This window comes from Anaerorhabdus sp., assembly GCF_036657415.1.
GTDB lineage: Bacteria > Bacillota_I > Bacilli_A > Erysipelotrichales > Erysipelotrichaceae > Anaerorhabdus.
On record NZ_JAVXGL010000011.1, the window covers coordinates 14581 to 35506 of the forward strand.

The following is a 20926-nucleotide window of genomic DNA, read 5'->3' on the forward strand; positions in this document are numbered from 1 at the left end:
TTTATATAGTTAAGTCAAAGAAAAACGGTAATAAATGTATAGGTTGTCCAGATGGGAAAAAATGTTCTTGTTCTGGATGTGGCTCTAAATGTTAAAAAAAGATATCTTATCATGAAGATGTAAGAAAAAAGCAGATACACGGAAAATACAGAGATGTATTTAAAGCGTATCTGCTTTTTATTATGAAGTAGGAACTGATAAGGATTAACTGCATTTTTTAAGTATCATCGTTATACCTATGATAATGAATAAGATACTGCATGCAATACCAAATAACGAACTACTAATAATTGCATTTTCAATTGTGCCATTTAATTCTATAAGTGCGCATTGTACCATAACGATAGTCACCATAGCATCTATAAAAGAAAAGATTTTCAAAGTAGATATAATTGGATTTTTAATTTTTCTAGAAACAATGATTCCATATATTGAAGTGTATATTTTGAAGAATGCGACTCCTGCAATACCATATACTAAATAATAAGGGTATGTAGTATGAGAACCAAAAACATACATTCTAATACATACAAATAGATAAGCAATTCCAGTAATACAAACAAATATCCCACTTCTTTGAAATATCATCAATTGTTTGTTTTTACTTGTATTATCATCAAGAGTACATCGTTTTAATAGAGCATATTCATATAAAACTTGACCTTTTGCACTGCATAGTACTAAAGAATATATTGCTGTTGTAATAAACCAAGGTGATTGCAAAACGAATCCAAGAATTAATTTTGCAATGCTAACTATAATGTTAGAGACAAATGATCCTGCAGAAGAGAGAACAGTACGATCATAATAGCTTTTGAAATATCGATCTTTGTAATGTAGAATTAAACTCATCATTTTTTAGCTCCTAAGATGAAAATCAAATGTGGTAACAATTAATAGATATAGAAATAGTAACAACTCTCATATCTAGTTAATTCCAGAATATATTTTATTTCATGATATATATTTAAGTTAGTAACCCATTTGCCTTTTCGCAAACTTCGTAAATTTCATCATATTTTTTATCAATAAGGGGATTAATTTTATTGATTTGCTTACTTTTAAGTAAAGAGTAACAAAAGTATGGTAATATCCAACAAATGAATCCAGGAATTGCTGCAATGATGGATACTATGATATTTGGAGTTACTGCAGTAATTGCAAATACAGATATTGCCATACATACACATCCAATTAGACCAATTGTAAATGCTGTAATTGTGGGCATGATTGTTTTAGATCTTTCTAACTCATTCACTTCTTCTACACATGCATCAAATTGACGACTTAAACGTATTAACTCTGCTTTATTGCGTATTTTTCGATCTCGCTTGAATTTGATTGCTAAGCCTCCTTTCAAAGAATTAGGAAGTGATGATTCTAAAATCCAGCCAAAATTGTGATACCCATCAATATATAGAGATTCCATTTCTGGATTAATAATCATACTTTTGTATTCATAACCAATAAATGTATTTTCTTCAATCATTTCTACTGTCTTCCTTTCTTTTTTTGTCTAATCTTTTTTTAGCTTCATCAACAGTTTCATTCTCGTTTAATAAATATTTTTCAACAAACTTATCTTCTATTTTTTGATATCCGTCAACAACTTCTTCTTCAATTTTTTTGTAACTTCCAACAACAGAGTCCTCAATTCTTTTATAAGTTTTTACTACTTTTGTTTCTATTTCATTTAACTTCTTGTTCATCCTATTTAATTCCTTTCCAGATTGGAAATAGACTAAGTAAAACAAGAATTCCGCAAAGACCAATACCAATGCCAAGAATAAGGTTTCCCCAAACCATCGCGTTGCACATACCAATACCCAATCCCAAAGATCCAGTGATACTTAATAGAATGATTAATAATCCTTTACCTGTTATTTTAATTGCAGGTAAATTTTCCATCTTGCGCCATACTAAAATTGTGATTAATCCAAATACTAAACCTATGCAACCGATTACGACTCCTTGATTAAACAAATTCCATTCAGGTTGTAAAGCCATACACATACCTAAACCAAAGAATACAATACTTATTGTTCCTAAAATCATTGCTGCAAAACTACTTTTTTTCATTGCCATTACCTCTATATTTTTTCTTTCTATGACAGTATCTACTTTATAGAGTTTATATTTGTGAATTGATTATAAAATGTTTACGAAATGTTAATTATAATTGAATATTTATTCATAGGTTGTGAAATATAAAAAAAAACAGTCTTCTTAATTAGATAAAACTGTTTTTATTTTATGGGGAGAACAACGATAAACGTACTACCTTTACTAAGCTCACTTACTACTGAAAGTGTACCACCCATTCTATCAATAATACGTTTAGCAAGAGCTAGGCCTAAACCGTTACCTTGAGTTGAATGTGATGTGTCACCTTGATAAAACTTATCAAAGATATGTTGCATTGTATTGCAATCCATACCACATCCAGTATCGGTAATCGATATGATAATCTCATGATTTTGTGAATATTGCTTAAGGGTAATTTTGCCACCATCAGGAGTGAATTTAATAGCATTTGAAATTAGGTTATTCCAAACTATTTCTAATGATTCTCGATCATAAGCAATTGTTGCTTTATCCTCAATGTCAACAATGAAGTTAATTTTCTTGCTTTCCCAAAATGATTCGAATCCAAGTGTGCAATCGCATAGTTGCTCACATAAATCAAAAGGTTCAGGAGTTGTACTTATTTCTTGATTCTCAATTTTATTGAGTCTTAAAATATTGCTTATAAGAGACGATAATTTTTCAGTAGTTTTTACTATGATATCCATATATTCATTTTTTGTCTCTACGCTCAATTCAGTATTTTGAAGTGCTTTTGTATAATTTTGAATAACTGCAAGAGGTGTTTTGATTTCATGTGATACGTTTGCTACGAAATCATTTTTCAAAGTTTCTATACTTCCAAGTTCTGCAACCATCTTATTAAAATCGAGAAATAGGACATCAATGTAATCATATTTATCAACAGTATGACGTGGTTCAACATAAACAGAAAAATCACCAGAAGCTACTTTTTTAGTAGCTTTACTCAATATTCGCATTGGTTTATCATAAACAAATCGAATTTGCCGATTTGTGACATTAATAAATACTATAGTTATTAATACCCAATACAATAATATTAAGTTGATTTTCCAAAAGTCAGATAGAAATTGAAAAGGAGCAGATACAATTATTCCCATTTGTATTCCAACTAAAAGTAACATAATAAGATATGTGAGTGCTGCTTTGCCAAATCCCCACGCAGTTTTTTTGATTCGTGAATCAGTTATTGCTTGTTCTTTATTCATAGTAGTACCGCCTTATAACCAAGTCCATGGATAGTAACAATTTTAAATCCATTGCATGTTGAAAACTTTTCTCTCAGCTTTGTAATATATACATCCACAGACCGTAAACTTGTCTCACTTTCAGCATCCCAAAACTCATTCATGAGAGAAGCTCTAGAAAAAGCTTTATTTGGATAAGAGAGTAATTTATATAGGATGTTGAATTCACGAACAGTGATAGCAATCTCTTCATTGTCAATAGCAGCACTCAACGCATCAGCATCTAATAAAAGGTTACCTACATTCATTTTTCTATTCTGCATGATATGTGATCTTCGCAATAGTGCTCCCACACGCAATAATAACTCATCCATGTCAATTGGTTTTACCATATAATCATCAACACCGATCCGAAATCCTCTTTGCTTAGATGAAATATCATCACGTGCGCTCATAAATAGTATAGGAATATTTTCATTTAAACCTCGAATGGTTTTCGCAAACTCAAAGCCATCAATTTGGGGCATCATAATATCTGAAATTATTAAATCAAAGGAACCATGATATATTTCATCATAAGCAGCATTTGCTGAAAGAGCACCCACTGAATGATAACCTTGATTAGTTAAATAATTACATGTAAGCATATTGAGTTTTTCATCATCTTCTACGACTAGTATATTAATCATAATTTTTCCTCGTTTTTCTCTATTAGACTATACTAATGAAATGTTAAAAAATTGTTAAAAGAATAAGTTTTATTTAGGATTATTATACAGTATTTTAGATTTACTTGCGGTTTTATTGAAAAGAAAGATAAACATATGAATAGTTTATGAATAAAAAAATATGATTTTGTAAAAATAGTACAATATACTGTTAATGAAGGAATTTAAACGTGCCTAATCGTATAACTAGCATATAACTGAAAAATGACGAATTTGAAATAAAATTGCAATATCTTAAATATGTACTAATTAAAAGCGATATTGATAAGTACGTAATTCAGCTCAAGCTAAATCATTATTTCCTTGTTTATTTATGGTTTTAGAAAGGTTATATATAGATTAGATTGAATGAATAAAAAATGACTTTTGAAACTTTTCTTTAACTTGACCATCATAAAAATATATGTTATAGATTAATTGGCTTAGGAAATAAGTTCATAAAAATTAAAATATTATTGTGTTTAAACATAATAAGTTGTTATGCTCCAAATATTGGAGGAAAGGGAAGACACCTAGAAATATACCAAGAAAAAATCTAAAATTAATTTAAACTAATAACTTACAATGTGTTTATTCTTAATTAAGCAATTTAGATGATAATTTATATGGTGCTTTCTAGTCTGTCTTTGCGACAGTCTCAAAAAGAAAGCACTTTTATTTTTTTAAAAATGCTTTCTATAGGTTATGCTTAGAAAGGTAGAAATCATTAGAAGATGAAGAATAAAAAAATACAGTTTTTTATTGGAGCATTGCTAGTATTAGTGCTAATTGTAGTAACACTATCAGGCTTTAATTTACAAATTAGAAAGAGTATCGAAGAAACATCACTTAATTCACTAGAAGAGGTATTGTATCAACAAGAATACAACTTTGAAGAAAAACTTAAAGGAGAGTTAAGTGCTGTAAATCATATTGGCAAAATGTATCCAGATTTTAGTGGTGATATTTCTGAAATCGTTGCATATATGAATTATATAATTGAAGATTCTAACTTTAACACAATGGTATTAGTAGGTGTTGATGGTATTGGAGTATCTAATTTGGGTAATGTTATTGATGTTTCAGACAGGTTATACTTTCAAGAAACAGTTGATAAAAATCGTCCAATTATCTCCGATCCAATTGTATCAAGAGTAACCAATGATGACGTTGTAATTGCGTTATCTTCTCCAATTAATCGTAATGATGAATTGGTGGGTGTGATTATTTGTACACTGAAGACAGCTTCATTAGATCAACTATTTGGTACATCATTTGATGGTGCAGGGTATGCCTATGTGACTACAAAGAATGGTGATATTATTGCTAAAACAACAAATAGCTATACTATTACAAAAGAGGATAATTTATTTGATACTTGGGGGAAAGCGGTTTTCTCAAATAAAAAGAGTTTAGATGAATTAAAAATGGATTTAGAAAATCAAAATCCAGGTTATTCAGTTTATGATGTGCAAGGTAAGAATAGATATGTGTACTATGATGCACTAGATACAAAAGATTGGTATATCTTCTCTATTGTTCCTAAAGAGGTTATGTTAGAGAATGCATATAATGTAACTAATTGGGTTTTACTGCTTACAGTAATTATTACTATAGGGTTTGGATTATTTTTTATAGCACTTGTAATTATTCAATCAAGAAATATTAAAAAACTATATAAAGTTGCGTTTATTGATGAATTAACAAATATATCAAACTTTAAGAAATTTATGATGGATGCCCCAAGAATTATCAAAGCACATAAACACAATGAATATATTATAATCAAATTTGATATAGATCGATTTAAACTATTCAATGATGTTTTTGGAATGAAAAAGGGTAATGAACTACTACAAACGATTGCACTTGCTTGGAAAGAAATGTGTGATAATTCTATTGAAATGGTAGCGAGAATAAATGCGGATGAATTTATAATACTAAAAAAGTTTACTTCATTTGAAAAGACTGAAGAAGAAAGAATACAATTTGAAGAAAAAGTTAATGATAGCATGAAGACTAATTATGAAATCAAATTCAATTATGGGCGCTATCTAATAGAAAGCAAAGAAGTGAATTTCCAAGATATTTACGAAAAAGTAAATTTTGCACATAGAAATGCAAAAGAAAATAAGGATACAAACTTGTGTGATTTTGATAATAAAATTATGCAGATGAAATTACGTGAAAAAGAAATAGAAAATAAAATGAACTATGCACTAAAGAGTGAACAGTTTAAAGTTTATCTTCAACCAAAGTATCGTTTGATCGATGAAAAAATAATTGGTGCAGAAGCATTGGTGCGTTGGCAAGAAAATGATATAGATGTTGTTTATCCAGGAAGTTTTATTCCTTTGTTTGAAAGAAATGGATTTGTGACAAAAATAGATATGTACATGTTTGAGAAGGTTTGTTCATTAATACATAATTGGTTAAAACAGGGATTATCACCTGTACCAATCTCCGTCAACTTCTCAAGACTGCATTTAAGCAATGAATACTTTGTTAAAGAGTTGATTGAAATTACTGAACGTTACAATGTTCCACCTAGTTTAGTTGAAATTGAATTAACAGAAACAGATATGATTCAAAATGAGGATATTTTATTAGGATTCTTAAATCAAATTCATGAAGTGGGCTTCAAATTATCGATGGATGATTTTGGAGCAGGATATAGTTCATTAGGACTGCTTAAGAATATTCCAGTAGATACTATTAAGATTGATCGCAGTTTCTTTATTAATGAAGATGATCCAAAAAGAATGCGAATCGTATTAAAAAATGTAATTATGATGGCTAAGGAATTAGATATCGAAACGGTTGCTGAAGGTGTAGAAACATTGGAAAATGTTACCTTATTAAAAGAAATAGGGTGTGATATCGTACAAGGCTTCTATTATGAAAGACCTATTCCAGCCAATAAATTGAAATTTTAATAAAAGAAAAACAAGAAAGTATTAGGAAATTTCTCCTAGTACTTTTTTTATATACGGTAATTTTGCGATTATTTGCCTAATTTTAAAAAAAGACATTGACAGAGAAAGCACTTACATTTATTATGTTGTTATAACAACATACACTTTAGGAGGACTTATGATTAAGAAAACATCACCTGTACCTGCGTATTATCAAGTCAAAATTGATATTCAGGAAAAAATTAGGAATGATATCTATAAAGTTAAAGAACAATTGCCTACCGATATGGAGTTTTGTGAAATGTATCAAGTTAGTCGCATTACAATTCGTCGTGCTTTGGCTGAACTTGAGTCAGAAGGTTATATTGAAAGAATTCAAGGTAAAGGGAGCTATGTAAAATTTAAGGAAATTAAACAAAATATATCTAAGTTTTATAACTTTACCGATGAAACGATAAAAATGGGATATGTGCCTTCTTCAGTATTCTTGAAACTGGAGCTAATTGAACCGAATGAAGAAGTTCGTGAAATATTAGATTTAGAAGAAGGAGAGAAAGTTTTTTTACTTGAACGTTTACGACTTGCGGATGAGATGATAGCTGCCTATGACCGCTCATTTATTCCAGAGAAATTAATACCTGGTTTTAAAAAGGAAATGCTTCAAGAGGGTTCATTGTATAAAGCACTTCAGGCCAACTATGGTTTTGTGCCAAACAATTCTGAAGAAACAATTGAAGCTGTTACTATTGATGAAAAAGATGCGATGAAAATGCGAATCAAAGTGGGTAGTCCGCAGCTACTTGTAAAACGTGTATCATTTTGTGACGATAAGAAAGTAGAGTTTAACTATCGTATCGTGAACTCTAAAGTATATAAGTATAAATTGAAACTTGATTAATGGTTATTAAAGAGGACGCTCTTTAAAAATAGGGTCAATAATAAAGGAGGAAAAAATCATGAAGAAATTATTGAAGGCACTTATTGTAATGCTTAGCTTAGTTCTAGTGGCTGGTTGTAGTACACCGGCAGCAACACCAGATCCAACAGCAAGCGCTGATCCCACAGCAACAAATGGAGGTACGAAAGAGTATACGATTGCATATTCTGTACAAACTCTAGCAAATCCTTATTTTGTTACTGTATCAGAAGGTTTTGAAAAGTATGGACAAGAAATTGGTATTAAAACTATTGTGACTGATGGCAAGCAAGATGCTGCTGCACAAGTTTCACAAATTGAAAATTTCATCGCTCAACAAGTAGATGCAATTGTTATTACACCAGTGAATGACAAAGCTCTTGAAGATGTAGTAAAACAAGCAACAGATGCAGGTATCGTTGTTATTGCTGCAAATCAAGACTTTCCAGGATCACAAGCATTTGTAACAATTCCAGAATATGACTTAGGTAAATCATTAGGTGATGTTACTGGTAAATATATTAAAGATAACTTTGGTGATGAAGAAGTACAAGTTGTTGTATTTGACTATCCAGAAGTAGAATCAATTATTGCGCGTGGAGATGGTATCCGTGAAGGTATTATGGAATTTGCTCCAAACGCAAAAATTGTTCAAAGCATTTCTGCAAATACTCCTGAAAAGGGAGCAGCTGCAATGGAAGCAGTATTACAAAAATATCCTGATGTACAAGTTGTAGCAGGTGTTAATGATGCTGCAGTATTAGGTGCATATGAAGTTGTTATGGCAGCTGGTAAGAATACTGATAAGTTCTATCTAGGCGGTATGGATGCAACTGAACAAGCATTACAATTAATTAAAGAAGGCACTATTTATCGTACAACAATTGATATCAACCCTAAAGGAACTGGGAAAATTTTAATTGATACAGCGATTGATGTAATTGAAAATGGTCCAAAAACAGAACCAATTGCTATTAGCTTGAATCCTGTTACTATCGACAATGTAGCTCAATTTATTCAAGAATAGAAAGACGGGTAGAGACAAAGAAATTTGTCTCTATCTTCTTAAAAAAGGAGGCAAACTATGGAAAAGTTAGAAAATACTCTACTAAGTCTAAAAAATATAACAAAAGAGTATTTTGGAGTTCCAGCTTTGAATGATGTTTCATTTGATATTCGTCAAGGAGAAATACATGGTTTAGTAGGAGAAAATGGGGCAGGCAAATCTACCTTAATTAAAACAATTGCAGGAGCAATTAAAGCAACTAAAGGTGAGATTTATTTTGAAGGAGAAAAATTAGAACTTCAAAGTCCAATTGATGCAATTAAAAAGGGAATTGGGGTTGTTTATCAAGAATTTAATTTATTTCCAAACTTAACAGTATATGAAAATATATTTTTTGGAATTGAAATAAAATCAAAATCAACTTTATTAAATCGAAAAGAAATGATTGAAAAATCAAAAGAGTGTATTGCTCAATTAGGATTTGATTTTGACGTAACTCAACAAGTTAAAAATCTTTCAACAGCCTATCAACAAATCGTTGAAATCGCAAAATGTATTAACCATAACATTAAACTAATCATTATGGATGAGCCGAGTGCTCCGTTAACAGAAACAGAAGTAGTTGAAATGTTTAAGGTGGTACGTAGATTAAATGATAAAGGAGTAACTGTTATTTATATTTCGCATAAACTTAATGAGATATTAGAGTTGACTGATCGTATAAGTGTATTGAGAGATGGAAAATATATAACAACAATCAATACTTGCGATACTGATGAAAATGAACTAATAAAACACATGGTTGGTAGAAATATAAATGATATATATCCAGAAAAAGAATTGTCTGATGGTGATGTTGTTTTGCAGTGCAAGAATATTGCGAGTAATCGTGTTCATGATGTCAGTTTTGAATTACATAAAGGTGAAGTGTTGGGATTTGGTGGTTTAGTTGGAGCAGGTAGAACTGAATTGATGCGATTAGTTTTTGGTGCCGATTCAAAAGACTCTGGTGAGATTTGGATTAATCAAAAAAAGGCTGTTATCAAATCACCAACTGATGCAATTGAAAATGGAATAGGATTAATTCCAGAAGATCGCAAACTTCACGGATTGGTTTTAAATAAAAGTATTTATTTAAATTGTTTGTTGCCATCATTGAAAAATTATTCTAAAAATATTTTTAAATTTATTGATTTTAAACAATCAAAAATAGATATTGATAAATACTATAAGCAATTAAAAGTAAAAGCACAAGGACAAGATCAACTAGTATTAAATCTATCAGGTGGTAATCAACAAAAAGTCGTATTAGAAAAATGGATATTAAAGAATTGTGATATCTTAATTTTGGATGAGCCAACACGGGGTATAGATATTGGAGCTAAACAAGAAATTTATCAATTGATAAAAGATTTAGCTAAAGCTGGAAAATCAATCATCGTTATTTCTTCTGAAATGCCAGAACTAATTGGTGTAAGCCATCGAATATTGGTTATGCATGAAGGAAAAATATCAGGTGAACTTCAAGGAAACAAAATTAGCCAAGAAGCAATAATGGAATTGGCTTCTTAAGGAGGATAATGTGAATATTAATTTAAAAAATTTCTTTGCGAAATATGCAATCTACTTTGTCTTATTATGCTTAATTGTTTTCTTTGCATTTAATTCAAAAGTTTTCTTAACTCCAACAAATTTAATCAATGTACTTCGACAAACAGCAGTGGTAGGTATTGTTGCAGTAGGTATGACTTTTGTTATTCTAACAGGAGGAATTGATCTATCTATTGGTGGTGTTATCGCATGTTCAGGAGTAATATGTTCAACGCTTATGATTAATGGTGTTCATCCAGTGCTTGCAGTACTTGCCGCAATTGGATTTGCCGCAATCGTTGGGATTGTAAATGCTTTTTTCTCACATGAATTTAAATTGAATCCAATGATTGTTACATTGGCAACACTTCAAATATTAAAAGGTATTTCATACATACTAACAAGTGGTATTCCAGTTTATGGATTTACTGAAAAATTTAAAGTAATTGGACAAGGATATATTGGTATTGTTCCAATTCCAGTAATTATTATGATTGCATTCTTTATTATAGGATTTATTATTTTACGATTTACATCTTTTGGTCAAAGTATTTATGGCATTGGCGGTAATGAAGAAGCAGTTCGTTTAACAGGTATTAATATTAGAAAAGTTAAGTATAAAGTTTACGTTCTATGTAGTGTACTTTCAGCTATAGCTGGAATTGTACTTCTATCTAGGGTCAATAATGCACAACCAAATGCTGGGTTCGGTTATGAAATGGATGTAATCACAGGAGTAGTACTTGGTGGTGTAAGTATGTCTGGTGGTGAAGGTAAAATCACGGGTGTATTCGCAGGTATTCTAGTAATGGCAGTTCTTGGTAATGGTATGCTTATGATGGGAATAAGTGAATATTATCAATGGGTTGTAAAAGGTATTGTAATGTTAGCAGCAATTTCATATGACAAGATAATTAAGAAAGGGAGATAAAGATTTATGGTTTTATTAAAAAAAGGATTAGTAGTTTCATGTCAAGCAACACCGGAGGAACCAATGTTCGGTTCAGATATTATGGCAAGGATGGCCATTGCAGCAAAACAAGGTGGAGCTGTGGGTGTACGCGTTAATACATATAACGATTTAGTTGCAGTACGCAAAGCTGTTGATTTACCTATATTAGGATTAATTAAAACTCCGTATGATGGATTCTATCCATATATAACACCAACAATGAAGGAAGTAGATAAGGTTGTTGAATCAGGTGCAGAAATTGTATGCGTTGATGCAACACATTATCCTCGTCCAGATGGGAATGATTTAGAAACATTCATCATATTGATACGTGCTAAATATCCAAATGTTGAAATTCTAGCAGATGTATCAACCTATGAAGAAGGTATTGCAGTAAGTAAAATGGATGTTGACTATATCGCGACTACACTTGCTGGATATACACCAGAAACAGTAGATGAAAATAGTGAACTTATTCAAGAATTTAGAGAACCAAACTTTGAGATTATTGAGAAGCTTTCAAAAGATACCAATATTCCTATTGTTGCGGAAGGAAAATTTTGGGATGCTGAAAATGCAATTAAAGCATTAAAACTGGGTGCTCATGCAGTTACAATTGGTGCGGGTATCACACGTCCACAAATTATCACGAAAAAAATTGTTGATGAGATAAAGGAAAATATTTCACTATGAAACACGTAATAGCCATTGATATTGGGGGTACTAAAACAATTGGTGCAATCATCAATGAAAATGGTGAATTATTAGATTCCATTCGCATTCCTACAAATCCTAAACTTGGCCCAGAAAATTTAATGAAATCATTATTTGAGATTATTGAACAATTAAGAGTAGCTAAAGAAATTGATTGTATTGCGATAGGTAGTGCAGGACGTATTAATACAGATACTGGTGAAGTATTTTTTGCCAGTGATAATATACCTGGATGGACAGGCGTTAAAATCAAAGAAATAGTTGAATCAAAATTTAAAATAAAAACAGTTGTTGATAATGATTGTAAGGTAACGGGTTTAGGTGAAGAATGGAAAGGTAGTGCAATCGGTAAGAAATCATATGTATGCATTGCCCTAGGAACAGGTATTGGAGCTGCAGTCAAACTCAATGGTGAATTAATTCATGGTTGTCACTGGAGTGCTGGAGAATTGGGACATATGACTTTGTATCCAAATGGAAGACAATGCAATTGTGGACTAAAAGGATGTTTTGAACAATATTGTTCAGGCACAGCACTTGTAAAAATATTTAATGAAAAATCTGAGAATAAAATATCGACAGGATATGAGTTCTTTGATTTAGTAAAAGATAAAAATGAAATTGCCTCTTTAGTATTAGACAACTTCATTGATGATTTGGTCATAGCGATTCTTTCATTATCAAATATCTATGATCCTGAAGTCTTTATTTTGGGTGGAGGATTAATTGATACGAAATGTTATTGGTGGGATAAGATGATTGATAAAATAGAAAAATCACCACTGACAAGTTTGTTTGTTCCATCGATTGTGCCTGCTACTCTAGGCAGTAAAGCAGCAATCTATGGTGCTGCATATTTAGGATTTAAAGAGCTAAATGGAGATGATTAATTAAGCACTCTTCCCGTATACTTTCGCTTTGTTAATCACGTGTAGAAAAGTCTAGTCCCTTCAACTAGACTTTTAATATGTTAGGAGGAAGTAATGTTAAATGGTACAATAATACTATTACAATTAAGGAGGTAAGCATGGAATTAAATGATAGTCTAATTATGTTTTTACTAGCAGGAATAATACTTTTAATTATTATTATTTGGATCTTTAAAAATAATCATGCATTACGATTAACCACGTATCAAATTAAAAATGATAAACTACCAGAATCGTTTAATCAGTATAGAATTATACATCTCTCTGATATCCATAATATTGATTATGGTGATAATAATAAAATAATAATGAATCAAGTTATAAAAGGTAATCCTGATTGTATAGTTATTACTGGAGATTTGATTGATTCAAGAAAAACAATTCCAAGTATTTCTTTGAAATTGATTTTAGAATTAATAAAAATTTCTCCCATTTACTATGTTACAGGAAATCATGAATCGAGATTGAAAATTTATGATCAATTTGAAAAGGAATTAAGACAAGTAGGTGTCATTGTTTTAAGAGATGAAGCAATTCTTTTAGAAAAGAATAAGCAAGTGATACAGATTATTGGAATAGATGATCCAAATTTTGATAGATCAAAAGATAGAAAGATTGTCCCATCAGTTATCGTAGATAATAAACTCCAAAAACTAAAAAAAGATAATTTATTTATATTGCTATTAATTCATCGCCCAGAGTTATTCGATGTGTATGTAAAAAATGGAATAGATATTGCATTAACTGGACATACACATGGTGGGCAAATAAGAATTCCTTTCATCGGTGGTATTATTGCACCCAGTCAAGGATTCTTTCCAAAATATGATGCAGGATTATTTCAAAAAAGTGGAACAAACATGATTATCAGTAGAGGAATTGGGGATAGTTCATTTCCATTTCGCATTAACGATAATCCTGAAGTGGTATTAATTGTACTCAATAAATAAGAAAAAAACATAAATTTTAACGTTGACAAACTGGTTATGACCAGTTATAGTTTAGACATAAGGTGGGTAGGAAATGAATCAATCATTTAATAAAATTCCTCTATATTGCAAGCTTGCAGATATCATAGAAGATCAAATAAATACAGGTGAACTTAAAAAAGGACAACTTATTCCATCAGAACGAGAACTTTGCAAAATCTATAACATGTCACGTATAACTGTGAGGATGGCAATTGATGAACTCGTTCGACAAGGTAAATTAGAAAAAGTTCAAGGGAAAGGAACTTATGTTCTAAGTAAAAGTATTATTCAGAATCTAGGAAATGTGTATAGCTTTTCTCGAGAAATGGAAAAACAAGGTAAGATATCTTCAACTAAAATTACGAATTGTTCAGTTTTGGTTGCTGATTATAAATTAGCTCAAAATCTAGGTATAAACGAAGATGAGCAAGTTGTTTATATTGAACGTTTACGTTGTGCAGAAAATGTTCCAATTATGATTGAGAAAACATATTTTCCATTTATGCAATATGGATTTCTACTTTCGATAGACTTTTCTAAGAAAGGTTTATATAAGACATTAGAAGATGATTATGGTAAACGTATTAATCGAGCTATTGAAACGTTTAAAGCAACAGAACTTAACAATGTTGAATGTAGATTATTAAATTGTCCCAAGAAACAATATGGATTACTTGTGAAGCGTACTTCATATTGTGATGATAAAATCGTTTGTTATTCAACCATCGTATCTAAAGGTGATGTATTTGAATTCACGATTAAACTTGAGTCTTAAATTCTGAGATATGCGAGTATCTCATTATTTTCAAAATAAGTGGTTATGACAACATAACCACTTACCCCTTCCCAATTAGAAAGGATTACTTATGATTAAAGACACTTTAACAAATGAACTGGTATTAACAAATGTAGAATGTAAAACATGGCGTGAGGCTATCCAGATCTCTGGAAACTTACTATTAAAGGCAGGAAAAATAAAAGAACCATTTATTGGTTCTATGGCAAAGGTTGTTGAAGAACTAGGACCTTATATGATTTTGTTGCCAAAGGTATGTTTCTTCCATGGACAACCAGGTGAAAATGTAAATGAACCTTGTTTATCCTTAATTGTATTTAAAGATTCTGTGTATTTTGATGATTTTGAGAATCAAGAAATAAAATGCGCATTTGCATTTGGAGCTATTGATTCAGATAGTCACATGCAAATGCTTATGAAAGTTGCACAATTATTACAAAATGAAGAATTTATTTCGCTGATTACCAACAATGGTGAAAAAGATAAGATTTTGGAAATCATACAAAAATATTAGGAGGATAGATGTATGAAGCATAAAGAGTATTATGACATTGTCACAAAACAGTTAGAACAGCAAGTAACAGAAGAGGAAAGTACAATTGAAGCAGCAGCTCAGGCTTGTGCAGATTCGGTAAGAAAAGATCGTTTGATTCATGTGTTTGGTTGTGGTCATTCACAAATGTTTGCGATGGAGGTATTCTATCGTGCAGGAGGATTGGTTCCTGTTAACGCTTTATTGATTCCACACTTGGCTTTATTTCCTAAAGCTAAGTTGAGTACAATTCAAGAAAGAGTGGAAGGGATATCACGTGAATATTTGAATTTATGTGATGTAAGTGCAGATGACACAATAATTATTGTATCAATTTCAGGAAGAAATGCAGGCGTTATTGATATGGCGTTAGCTGCTAAAGAAATTGGAATGAAAGTTGTTGCGTTAGTTTCTAAGAATTTCTCGTCAGGAGTATCTAGTCGTCATTCTTCAGGAAAAAAACTTGCAGATGTAGCTGATATTGTCATTGATATCAAATGTGTAGAGGGAGATGCATGTCTATCACTTAATGAAATGCCTGACAAATTTACAGGAACTTCAACTATTTTAGGGATGACAGTGATGGATATGATTATGGCTAGAACAATTGAACTTAGTGTTGAGTCAGGAAAAATACCACCTGTTTATGTAAGCTCAAATTTAGATAAAGGTGATGCGATTAACGCAGAACATATTAAAAATTATTGTAACAAAATAGATTGTCTGTAAAAAGAAAGGAGGATACATATGAAGATTATTACAGTATGTGGTTTAGGTGTTGGATCCAGTCTAATTTTAAAAATGACCGTTGATAGTGCAATGAGTCAACTAGGTGTTAAATGTACGATAGAACATTGGGATATGGGAACAATCAAAGGACAAAATTGTGATCTTATTGTTACAACTGAAGGGTTTAGAAAAAATTTTGCTGATCAAGAAAATGTTGTTTACATCAACAATATTGTTGATGTAAAAGAAACAAAGGAAAAACTAGAAACATATTTAAAACTACATAATTTAATGTAAGAAAGGGGATAAAATATGTTAGATTTTATATTAAATATTATTAAAACACCGGCTATAGTTTTAGCACTAGTAGCACTAATTGGATTATTATTACAAAAGAAAAATGCGGGGCAAGTTTTCTCAGGTACAATGAAAACTGCAATTGGTATGCTTGTACTCAGTGCTGGTTCAGGATTAATTGTTACAGAGATTCTTCCATTTGTTGATTTATTTTCAACAGTATTCCATCTTCAAGGGTTTGCGACATCATCAGAAGCAGTTGTTGGCGCAATGCAATCGGCTATTCCAGTTATTGCATCAACAAGTGCGTTAATCATGGCAATTGGATTCTTAGTCAATGTTGTGATTGCTCGTTTTAGTCCATTAAAATATATCTTTTTAACAGGACATATGATGTGGATTTTATCTGTAGCAATTGCTGGAAGTTTGTATAGCGCAAACTTTAGTGAAACTATGATTATTGTCATAGGATCAATTTTACAAGGTATCTTAATGGTATTGTTTCCAGCTATTGGACAACCAATGGTTCGAAAAGTTACCGGTAATGACAACTTTGCCGTTGCCCATTTAACAACATTAGGAACAGTGCCAGCTGCCTACATTGGTGGATTACTTGGTGATAAGACTAAGAGTGCAGAAGATATTAAGTTACCTGAATCACTTGAATTCTTTAAAGATACTTCAATGTCTGTTTCAATAGTAATGGGTTTATTCTATTTAGTTGTTGTTATTCTTGCAGGTCCTACAGTTGTAGCACCATATGCTGGAACAACGAATTATATTGTTTATGGTTTACTTAAAGCAATGGGATTCACAGCAGGTATCTTGGTACTCTTGCAAGGTGTACGTATGTTCTTAGGTGAATTAGTTCCAGCGTTCAAAGGTATTTCTGATAAATTAGTTCCAGGTGCAATTCCTGCACTTGATGTACCAGCATTATTCGCATTTGCACCAAATAGTTTGATGATTGGTTTTATTACTGCAGTTGCAGGTATGATTGTTGCAATGTTTGTATCTTCAGCAGTATTTAAAGTAGTACCATTAGTTTCAATCATTGGCGCTTTCTTTACAGGAGGTGTTGCAGGTATATTTGGTAATGCAGCTGGTGGAAGAAGAGGGGCTATCATAGCTGGATTAGTTTATGGTTTCATGCTAATTTTTGGATCAGCATTATTGTTTACTATCTTTGACTATGCAGCTTATGGAGCAGCAGGTGTTGGACATGACTGTATTGATGTTATGGTGACTATGGGATTATTAAAATATCCATATGTTGGAATCGCAGTGATTGTAGTAGCATTTGTTGGCTATTGCTTCTATGAAGTTAAAAGAAAAAAAGCGTAAGCTAAATTAATGATTTAAAGAGAACCTTATATGAACTTTCATACAAGGTTCTCTTTTTGTTTGGAACATTGTTTTGTCGGTGATAATTTAGTACTATTATAGTGTTTACAAATTTAAGTTGGGGAGAAGAAGATGAGAGCACTTGCAAGCGATTTTGATGGAACAATATTTTTTGAAGATGGATTTAGAGATGAAGATTTAAAACAAATACAAGCATATAAAAAACAAGGGAATATGTTTGGTATATGTACAGGAAGACCACTTGCAGATTTACAACGAGATATGACAAAAAGTTTAGATTTAGATTTTTATATTTGTTCAACAGGAGCGCTTATTCTAGATAAAGAATTTAATGAAATTTACAAAAGTGTTATTGAACGCAAATTAGTAGAAGAACTTGTTAATAAGTATATAAAAACACTTGGAGTTTATATCCAATCAGATCGTGGATTTATGACAATGAGAAATGAAGTTAATAATCATGTTATTAACGATGTAATTAACTCATTAGATGATGAAAAGGGTGAAATCTACTCTGTCGGGCTCAATGCATTTAATGAAGAAAACGCAAAAAAGATATGCTTAGAATTAAAAGAAGCATATCCTAATTTAGAAGCCTACCAAAATAATGGTGGAATTGCTCTTGTTCCTAGTGGATGTTCAAAGGGTAAAGGAATTCAAATTATAAAAAATCATTTTAATATTCATCATATTTCAGGAATTGGTGATTCTTATAATGATATCCCTTTAATTATAGATTCAGATTGTTCCTTTACATTTAAGAGTTCACCAAAAGAAGTCATTGCACATGCTGACTATGTTGTTGACTCTATGAGTGATGCAATAAATATTTTATTGAAAGAGAGTTAAATCTCTTTCAATTGTGATTGTTTACGATATTCATTGGGTGACATTTGATATTGTTTTTTAAATGATTGGCAGAAATATGATTGAGAAGACATACCAATAATACTGGCAATTTGAGCAATTGAATGATTTGTAGTTCGAAGAAGCATGCATGCTTCCTTTAAACGTTTGTAGTTTAAATAATTAATTGGTGTCATGCCAGCATATTTTTTAAATGAGTGCACAAGATAATATTTGTTGATATAAGATATCTTCGCAAGTTCATCTAAGTTAATATTTTCGCTAAAATGTTGATCAAGATATTGTTTAACATAAGCACACTCATGAGATATCTTATTAGAAGTTTCGATAATTAATTCAGATTTTGTTCGACGTATTATATTCATAATTAAAACATCAAGTAAGTTTTGTGATATAAGATCATAATAATCAGACTTAGTAGAGGCTTCTTGTAATAATGTTTTAATATAAAAAAGAATCTCATGTTTATAATTTTCATAATTATGCAAACTATATAATTGAACTTCATCATTATTTCCAGCCAAAATAGAGATACCCTCAATACCTAAAACGATATACTCTAAAGGTGATTCACCATTCGATGATTCGGTATGATTGATATTACTATTAACAATGACCAAATCATCTTCAGTAACATCAAGTACACGATCTTCAACATGAAAGGTACCTTTTCCTTTCAATACATAGAAAAGTTCTGTAAAGGGATGTGTATGCATAATGGAGTGCCAATCGGTATCAAACCGTGCACTTGTAACATAAAGCAATTTACTATTTATCTTGGATAACGTTGAATAATTTATTTCATATTGTGCATTTCCCATGTTATTCACCACCATTTATATTTTAATAATATTGAATAATTTATAAAAAAGCAATATAAATAAAAAATACCGCAATATTCATGTAGTAGTGAAAGGTCATATTTCCTATACTAAAATTAACAAAGGCGAAAGCTAGGAGGAAAAGAAATGAAAAAATTAGTAGCACTTCTTTGTACAGGTCTAATGCTAGTTTCTCTAGTTGGATGTTCAAAACCTGCTGATAACGGTGGAGATGGAACAGCAACAGCGACAACTGACCCAAATGCACCTGTATTAAAAATTGCAGGTCTTGATGGTGGGTATGGAACTGCTGGTTGGGAAGCTGTAGCAAAAGCATTCGAAGCAAAAGAAGGAGTTAAAGTAGAACTTCAACTTGAAAAGAATATTGCTGAAACATTACGTCCAGTAATAACTTCTGGTAAGAATGTACCTGATATTATCTATTTATCTGTAGGAGCTGAAGGGAAACTTACAGATGCAATGGTTGCAGAAAAACAAATCTTAGATATTTCTGATGTATTAACAATGACTATTCCTGGAGAAACAGGAACAGTTAAAGATAAAATTTTACCTGGTTTCACTGATGCATTAACATCTAGTCCTTATGGAGATGGTAAATTATACTTAGCACCTATGTTCTATTCACCATGTGGTTTATTCTACAATGCTGGATTATTCGAAGAAAAAGGTTGGACAGTTCCAACTACTTGGGATGAAATGTGGGCTTTAGGTGATGTAGCAAAAGCAGAAGGTATCGCATTATTCACATATCCTACAACTGGTTATTTCGATGCATTCTTCTCTGCATTAATTAATGCAACAGCAGGTCCTGAAGTTTATACACGTTTAATGAATTACGATGTTGAAGCTTGGCAACTTCCTGAAGTTAAACAAGCATTTGAAATTGTTGGAAAACTTGCTAGCTATACAGAAGAAAACACTGTAGCTAATGCTAATAAAGATGGTTTCACAAAGAACCAACAATTAATACTTGATAACAAAGCATTATTTATTCCTAATGGAACTTGGTTACCAGGTGAAATGGCAGATGCTCCTCGTGCTGATGGATTCAAATGGGGCTTCACTGCATTACCAGCTGTTACAGCAGGTGGAGATGGTTATTCAACTACATTTGCAGAACAAATGTATATTCCAACAGCTGCAGCAAACCCAGATTTAGCTAAGAAATTCATTGCATTTGCTTATTCTGATGAAGCAACTAAATTATTTATTGAAAACGGTGGTGCTGTAATGCCTACAGTAAATGCATCTAGTATGCTTGCAGGAACAGACAATGAATTATACTATTCAGTTTATGACAATGGAGCTAAAGCTAATGCTGTAGGATTCGCTGCTCATGATGCTGTTGAAGGTGTTGATTTAACATCTGCAGAAGGTATCATTTATGGAACAGTTAATTCAGTAGTTACTGGCGATAAATCTGTTGAAGATTGGTATAATGCCGTAGTTGAAGCAGTTAAAAAATTTAACTAATACATATTATATTAAGTTGTAATAGCGGTGTT

At 31.3% G+C, this 20926-nt stretch carries 22 protein-coding genes; 15 read left to right on the top strand and 7 right to left on the bottom strand.

From position 1 onward, the window contains the following. Window positions 1-204 precede the first annotated feature (204 nt). The 6 genes from RSB60_RS02780 to RSB60_RS02805 form a co-directional block, all read right to left on the bottom strand. Window positions 205-855, bottom strand: a complete 651-nt coding sequence (locus RSB60_RS02780) for a hypothetical protein (RefSeq protein WP_323380418.1) — start codon at window positions 853-855, stop codon at window positions 205-207. Between the two features lie 112 nt (window positions 856-967). Next, a complete protein-coding gene (locus RSB60_RS02785; RefSeq protein WP_332475226.1) occupies window positions 968-1489 on the bottom strand; it encodes a hypothetical protein in 522 nt (173 codons plus the stop codon). Then, window positions 1482-1709: a hypothetical protein gene (locus tag RSB60_RS02790; RefSeq protein WP_323380416.1), complete on the bottom strand. Its 228-nt coding sequence runs from the start codon at window positions 1707-1709 to the stop codon at window positions 1482-1484. The genes RSB60_RS02785 and RSB60_RS02790 overlap by 8 nt, the downstream gene beginning before the upstream one ends. A 1-nt stretch (window position 1710) precedes the next feature. Beyond that, window positions 1711-2079, bottom strand: a complete 369-nt coding sequence (locus RSB60_RS02795) for a hypothetical protein (RefSeq protein ID WP_323380415.1) — start codon at window positions 2077-2079, stop codon at window positions 1711-1713. A gap of 167 nt (window positions 2080-2246) precedes the next feature. Beyond that, a complete protein-coding gene (locus tag RSB60_RS02800) occupies window positions 2247-3314 on the bottom strand; it encodes a HAMP domain-containing sensor histidine kinase (RefSeq protein ID WP_332475227.1) in 1068 nt (355 codons plus the stop codon). Next, the gene (locus tag RSB60_RS02805; protein WP_323380413.1) at window positions 3311-3982 is read right to left on the bottom strand and encodes a response regulator transcription factor; all 672 of its coding nucleotides are present in this window, start codon (window positions 3980-3982) and stop codon (window positions 3311-3313) included. Before RSB60_RS02805 ends, RSB60_RS02800 begins: the two co-directional genes overlap by 4 nt. Window positions 3983-4734: 752 nt before the next feature. Between RSB60_RS02805 and RSB60_RS02810 the strand changes: the two genes are divergently transcribed. From RSB60_RS02810 to RSB60_RS02875, 14 genes are all read left to right on the top strand, one after another. Further along, window positions 4735-6936 carry a bifunctional diguanylate cyclase/phosphodiesterase gene (locus RSB60_RS02810; protein ID WP_332614448.1) on the top strand — a complete coding sequence of 734 codons (2202 nt, stop codon included), beginning with the start codon at window positions 4735-4737 and terminating at the stop codon, window positions 6934-6936. A 157-nt stretch (window positions 6937-7093) separates the two neighbouring features. Next, window positions 7094-7813 carry a GntR family transcriptional regulator gene (locus RSB60_RS02815; protein ID WP_332614450.1) on the top strand — a complete coding sequence of 240 codons (720 nt, stop codon included), beginning with the start codon at window positions 7094-7096 and terminating at the stop codon, window positions 7811-7813. Between the two features lie 58 nt (window positions 7814-7871). Further along, window positions 7872-8858 (top strand): sugar ABC transporter substrate-binding protein, encoded by a 987-nt coding sequence (locus RSB60_RS02820; RefSeq protein ID WP_323382548.1) that lies wholly within the window; start codon window positions 7872-7874, stop codon window positions 8856-8858. Window positions 8859-8915: 57 nt separating this feature from the next. Then, the gene (locus RSB60_RS02825; RefSeq protein WP_323382549.1) at window positions 8916-10409 is read left to right on the top strand and encodes a sugar ABC transporter ATP-binding protein; all 1494 of its coding nucleotides are present in this window, start codon (window positions 8916-8918) and stop codon (window positions 10407-10409) included. Window positions 10410-10419: 10 nt separating this feature from the next. Further along, on the top strand, window positions 10420-11358 hold the full coding sequence (locus RSB60_RS02830; protein ID WP_323382550.1) for an ABC transporter permease: 939 nt from the start codon (window positions 10420-10422) through the stop codon (window positions 11356-11358). Window positions 11359-11364: 6 nt separating this feature from the next. Beyond that, entirely contained in the window at window positions 11365-12072 is a 708-nt protein-coding gene (locus tag RSB60_RS02835; protein WP_332614453.1) for an N-acetylmannosamine-6-phosphate 2-epimerase, read from the top strand. Further along, window positions 12069-12983, top strand: a complete 915-nt coding sequence (locus tag RSB60_RS02840; RefSeq protein ID WP_332614455.1) for an ROK family protein — start codon at window positions 12069-12071, stop codon at window positions 12981-12983. Before RSB60_RS02835 ends, RSB60_RS02840 begins: the two co-directional genes overlap by 4 nt. 137 nt (window positions 12984-13120) lie before the next feature. Then, window positions 13121-13972, top strand: a complete 852-nt coding sequence (locus RSB60_RS02845; protein ID WP_332614457.1) for a metallophosphoesterase — start codon at window positions 13121-13123, stop codon at window positions 13970-13972. Between the two features lie 73 nt (window positions 13973-14045). Then, window positions 14046-14768 (top strand): GntR family transcriptional regulator, encoded by a 723-nt coding sequence (locus RSB60_RS02850; protein ID WP_332475228.1) that lies wholly within the window; start codon window positions 14046-14048, stop codon window positions 14766-14768. Between the two features lie 91 nt (window positions 14769-14859). After that, window positions 14860-15303 (top strand): PTS sugar transporter subunit IIA, encoded by a 444-nt coding sequence (locus tag RSB60_RS02855; protein ID WP_332491854.1) that lies wholly within the window; start codon window positions 14860-14862, stop codon window positions 15301-15303. A 12-nt stretch (window positions 15304-15315) separates the two neighbouring features. Continuing rightward, window positions 15316-16050, top strand: coding sequence for an SIS domain-containing protein (locus tag RSB60_RS02860; RefSeq protein WP_323382557.1), 735 nt, complete (start codon window positions 15316-15318; stop codon window positions 16048-16050). A gap of 18 nt (window positions 16051-16068) precedes the next feature. Beyond that, window positions 16069-16347: a PTS sugar transporter subunit IIB gene (locus RSB60_RS02865; RefSeq protein ID WP_323382558.1), complete on the top strand. Its 279-nt coding sequence runs from the start codon at window positions 16069-16071 to the stop codon at window positions 16345-16347. A 15-nt stretch (window positions 16348-16362) separates the two neighbouring features. Further along, on the top strand, window positions 16363-17691 hold the full coding sequence (locus tag RSB60_RS02870) for a PTS ascorbate transporter subunit IIC (RefSeq protein ID WP_323382559.1): 1329 nt from the start codon (window positions 16363-16365) through the stop codon (window positions 17689-17691). Window positions 17692-17823: 132 nt separating this feature from the next. Further along, window positions 17824-18561 carry an HAD-IIB family hydrolase gene (locus RSB60_RS02875; protein WP_332614460.1) on the top strand — a complete coding sequence of 246 codons (738 nt, stop codon included), beginning with the start codon at window positions 17824-17826 and terminating at the stop codon, window positions 18559-18561. On the opposite strand, the gene RSB60_RS02880 is transcribed toward RSB60_RS02875, so the two are convergent. Further along, window positions 18558-19400 carry an AraC family transcriptional regulator gene (locus RSB60_RS02880; protein WP_332614462.1) on the bottom strand — a complete coding sequence of 281 codons (843 nt, stop codon included), beginning with the start codon at window positions 19398-19400 and terminating at the stop codon, window positions 18558-18560. The two genes, RSB60_RS02875 and RSB60_RS02880, sit on opposite strands and share 4 nt — an antisense overlap. A gap of 147 nt (window positions 19401-19547) precedes the next feature. On the opposite strand from RSB60_RS02880, the gene RSB60_RS02885 reads away from it, so the two are divergent. Further along, a complete protein-coding gene (locus tag RSB60_RS02885; RefSeq protein WP_332475230.1) occupies window positions 19548-20894 on the top strand; it encodes a carbohydrate ABC transporter substrate-binding protein in 1347 nt (448 codons plus the stop codon). Window positions 20895-20926 lie beyond the last annotated feature (32 nt).

Bases quoted from the DNA above. Each gene is read 5' to 3' on its own strand.
- RSB60_RS02835 (WP_332614453.1), top strand. From the start codon at position 11,365: ATGGTTTTATTAAAAAAAGGATTAGTAGTTTCATGTCAAGCAACACCG.
- RSB60_RS02795 (WP_323380415.1), bottom strand. From the start codon at position 2,079: ATGAAAAAAAGTAGTTTTGCAGCAATGATTTTAGGAACAATAAGTATT.
- RSB60_RS02790 (WP_323380416.1), bottom strand. From the start codon at position 1,709: ATGAACAAGAAGTTAAATGAAATAGAAACAAAAGTAGTAAAAACTTAT.
- RSB60_RS02780 (WP_323380418.1), bottom strand. From the start codon at position 855: ATGATGAGTTTAATTCTACATTACAAAGATCGATATTTCAAAAGCTAT.
- RSB60_RS02815 (WP_332614450.1), top strand. From the start codon at position 7,094: ATGATTAAGAAAACATCACCTGTACCTGCGTATTATCAAGTCAAAATT.
- RSB60_RS02800 (WP_332475227.1), bottom strand. From the start codon at position 3,314: ATGAATAAAGAACAAGCAATAACTGATTCACGAATCAAAAAAACTGCG.
- RSB60_RS02840 (WP_332614455.1), top strand. From the start codon at position 12,069: ATGAAACACGTAATAGCCATTGATATTGGGGGTACTAAAACAATTGGT.
- RSB60_RS02825 (WP_323382549.1), top strand. From the start codon at position 8,916: ATGGAAAAGTTAGAAAATACTCTACTAAGTCTAAAAAATATAACAAAA.
- RSB60_RS02875 (WP_332614460.1), top strand. From the start codon at position 17,824: ATGAGAGCACTTGCAAGCGATTTTGATGGAACAATATTTTTTGAAGAT.
- RSB60_RS02880 (WP_332614462.1), bottom strand. From the start codon at position 19,400: ATGGGAAATGCACAATATGAAATAAATTATTCAACGTTATCCAAGATA.
- RSB60_RS02855 (WP_332491854.1), top strand. From the start codon at position 14,860: ATGATTAAAGACACTTTAACAAATGAACTGGTATTAACAAATGTAGAA.
- RSB60_RS02870 (WP_323382559.1), top strand. From the start codon at position 16,363: ATGTTAGATTTTATATTAAATATTATTAAAACACCGGCTATAGTTTTA.
- RSB60_RS02805 (WP_323380413.1), bottom strand. From the start codon at position 3,982: ATGATTAATATACTAGTCGTAGAAGATGATGAAAAACTCAATATGCTT.
- RSB60_RS02785 (WP_332475226.1), bottom strand. From the start codon at position 1,489: ATGATTGAAGAAAATACATTTATTGGTTATGAATACAAAAGTATGATT.
- RSB60_RS02850 (WP_332475228.1), top strand. From the start codon at position 14,046: ATGAATCAATCATTTAATAAAATTCCTCTATATTGCAAGCTTGCAGAT.
- RSB60_RS02860 (WP_323382557.1), top strand. From the start codon at position 15,316: ATGAAGCATAAAGAGTATTATGACATTGTCACAAAACAGTTAGAACAG.
- RSB60_RS02885 (WP_332475230.1), top strand. From the start codon at position 19,548: ATGAAAAAATTAGTAGCACTTCTTTGTACAGGTCTAATGCTAGTTTCT.
- RSB60_RS02810 (WP_332614448.1), top strand. From the start codon at position 4,735: ATGAAGAATAAAAAAATACAGTTTTTTATTGGAGCATTGCTAGTATTA.
- RSB60_RS02865 (WP_323382558.1), top strand. From the start codon at position 16,069: ATGAAGATTATTACAGTATGTGGTTTAGGTGTTGGATCCAGTCTAATT.
- RSB60_RS02820 (WP_323382548.1), top strand. From the start codon at position 7,872: ATGAAGAAATTATTGAAGGCACTTATTGTAATGCTTAGCTTAGTTCTA.
- RSB60_RS02845 (WP_332614457.1), top strand. From the start codon at position 13,121: ATGGAATTAAATGATAGTCTAATTATGTTTTTACTAGCAGGAATAATA.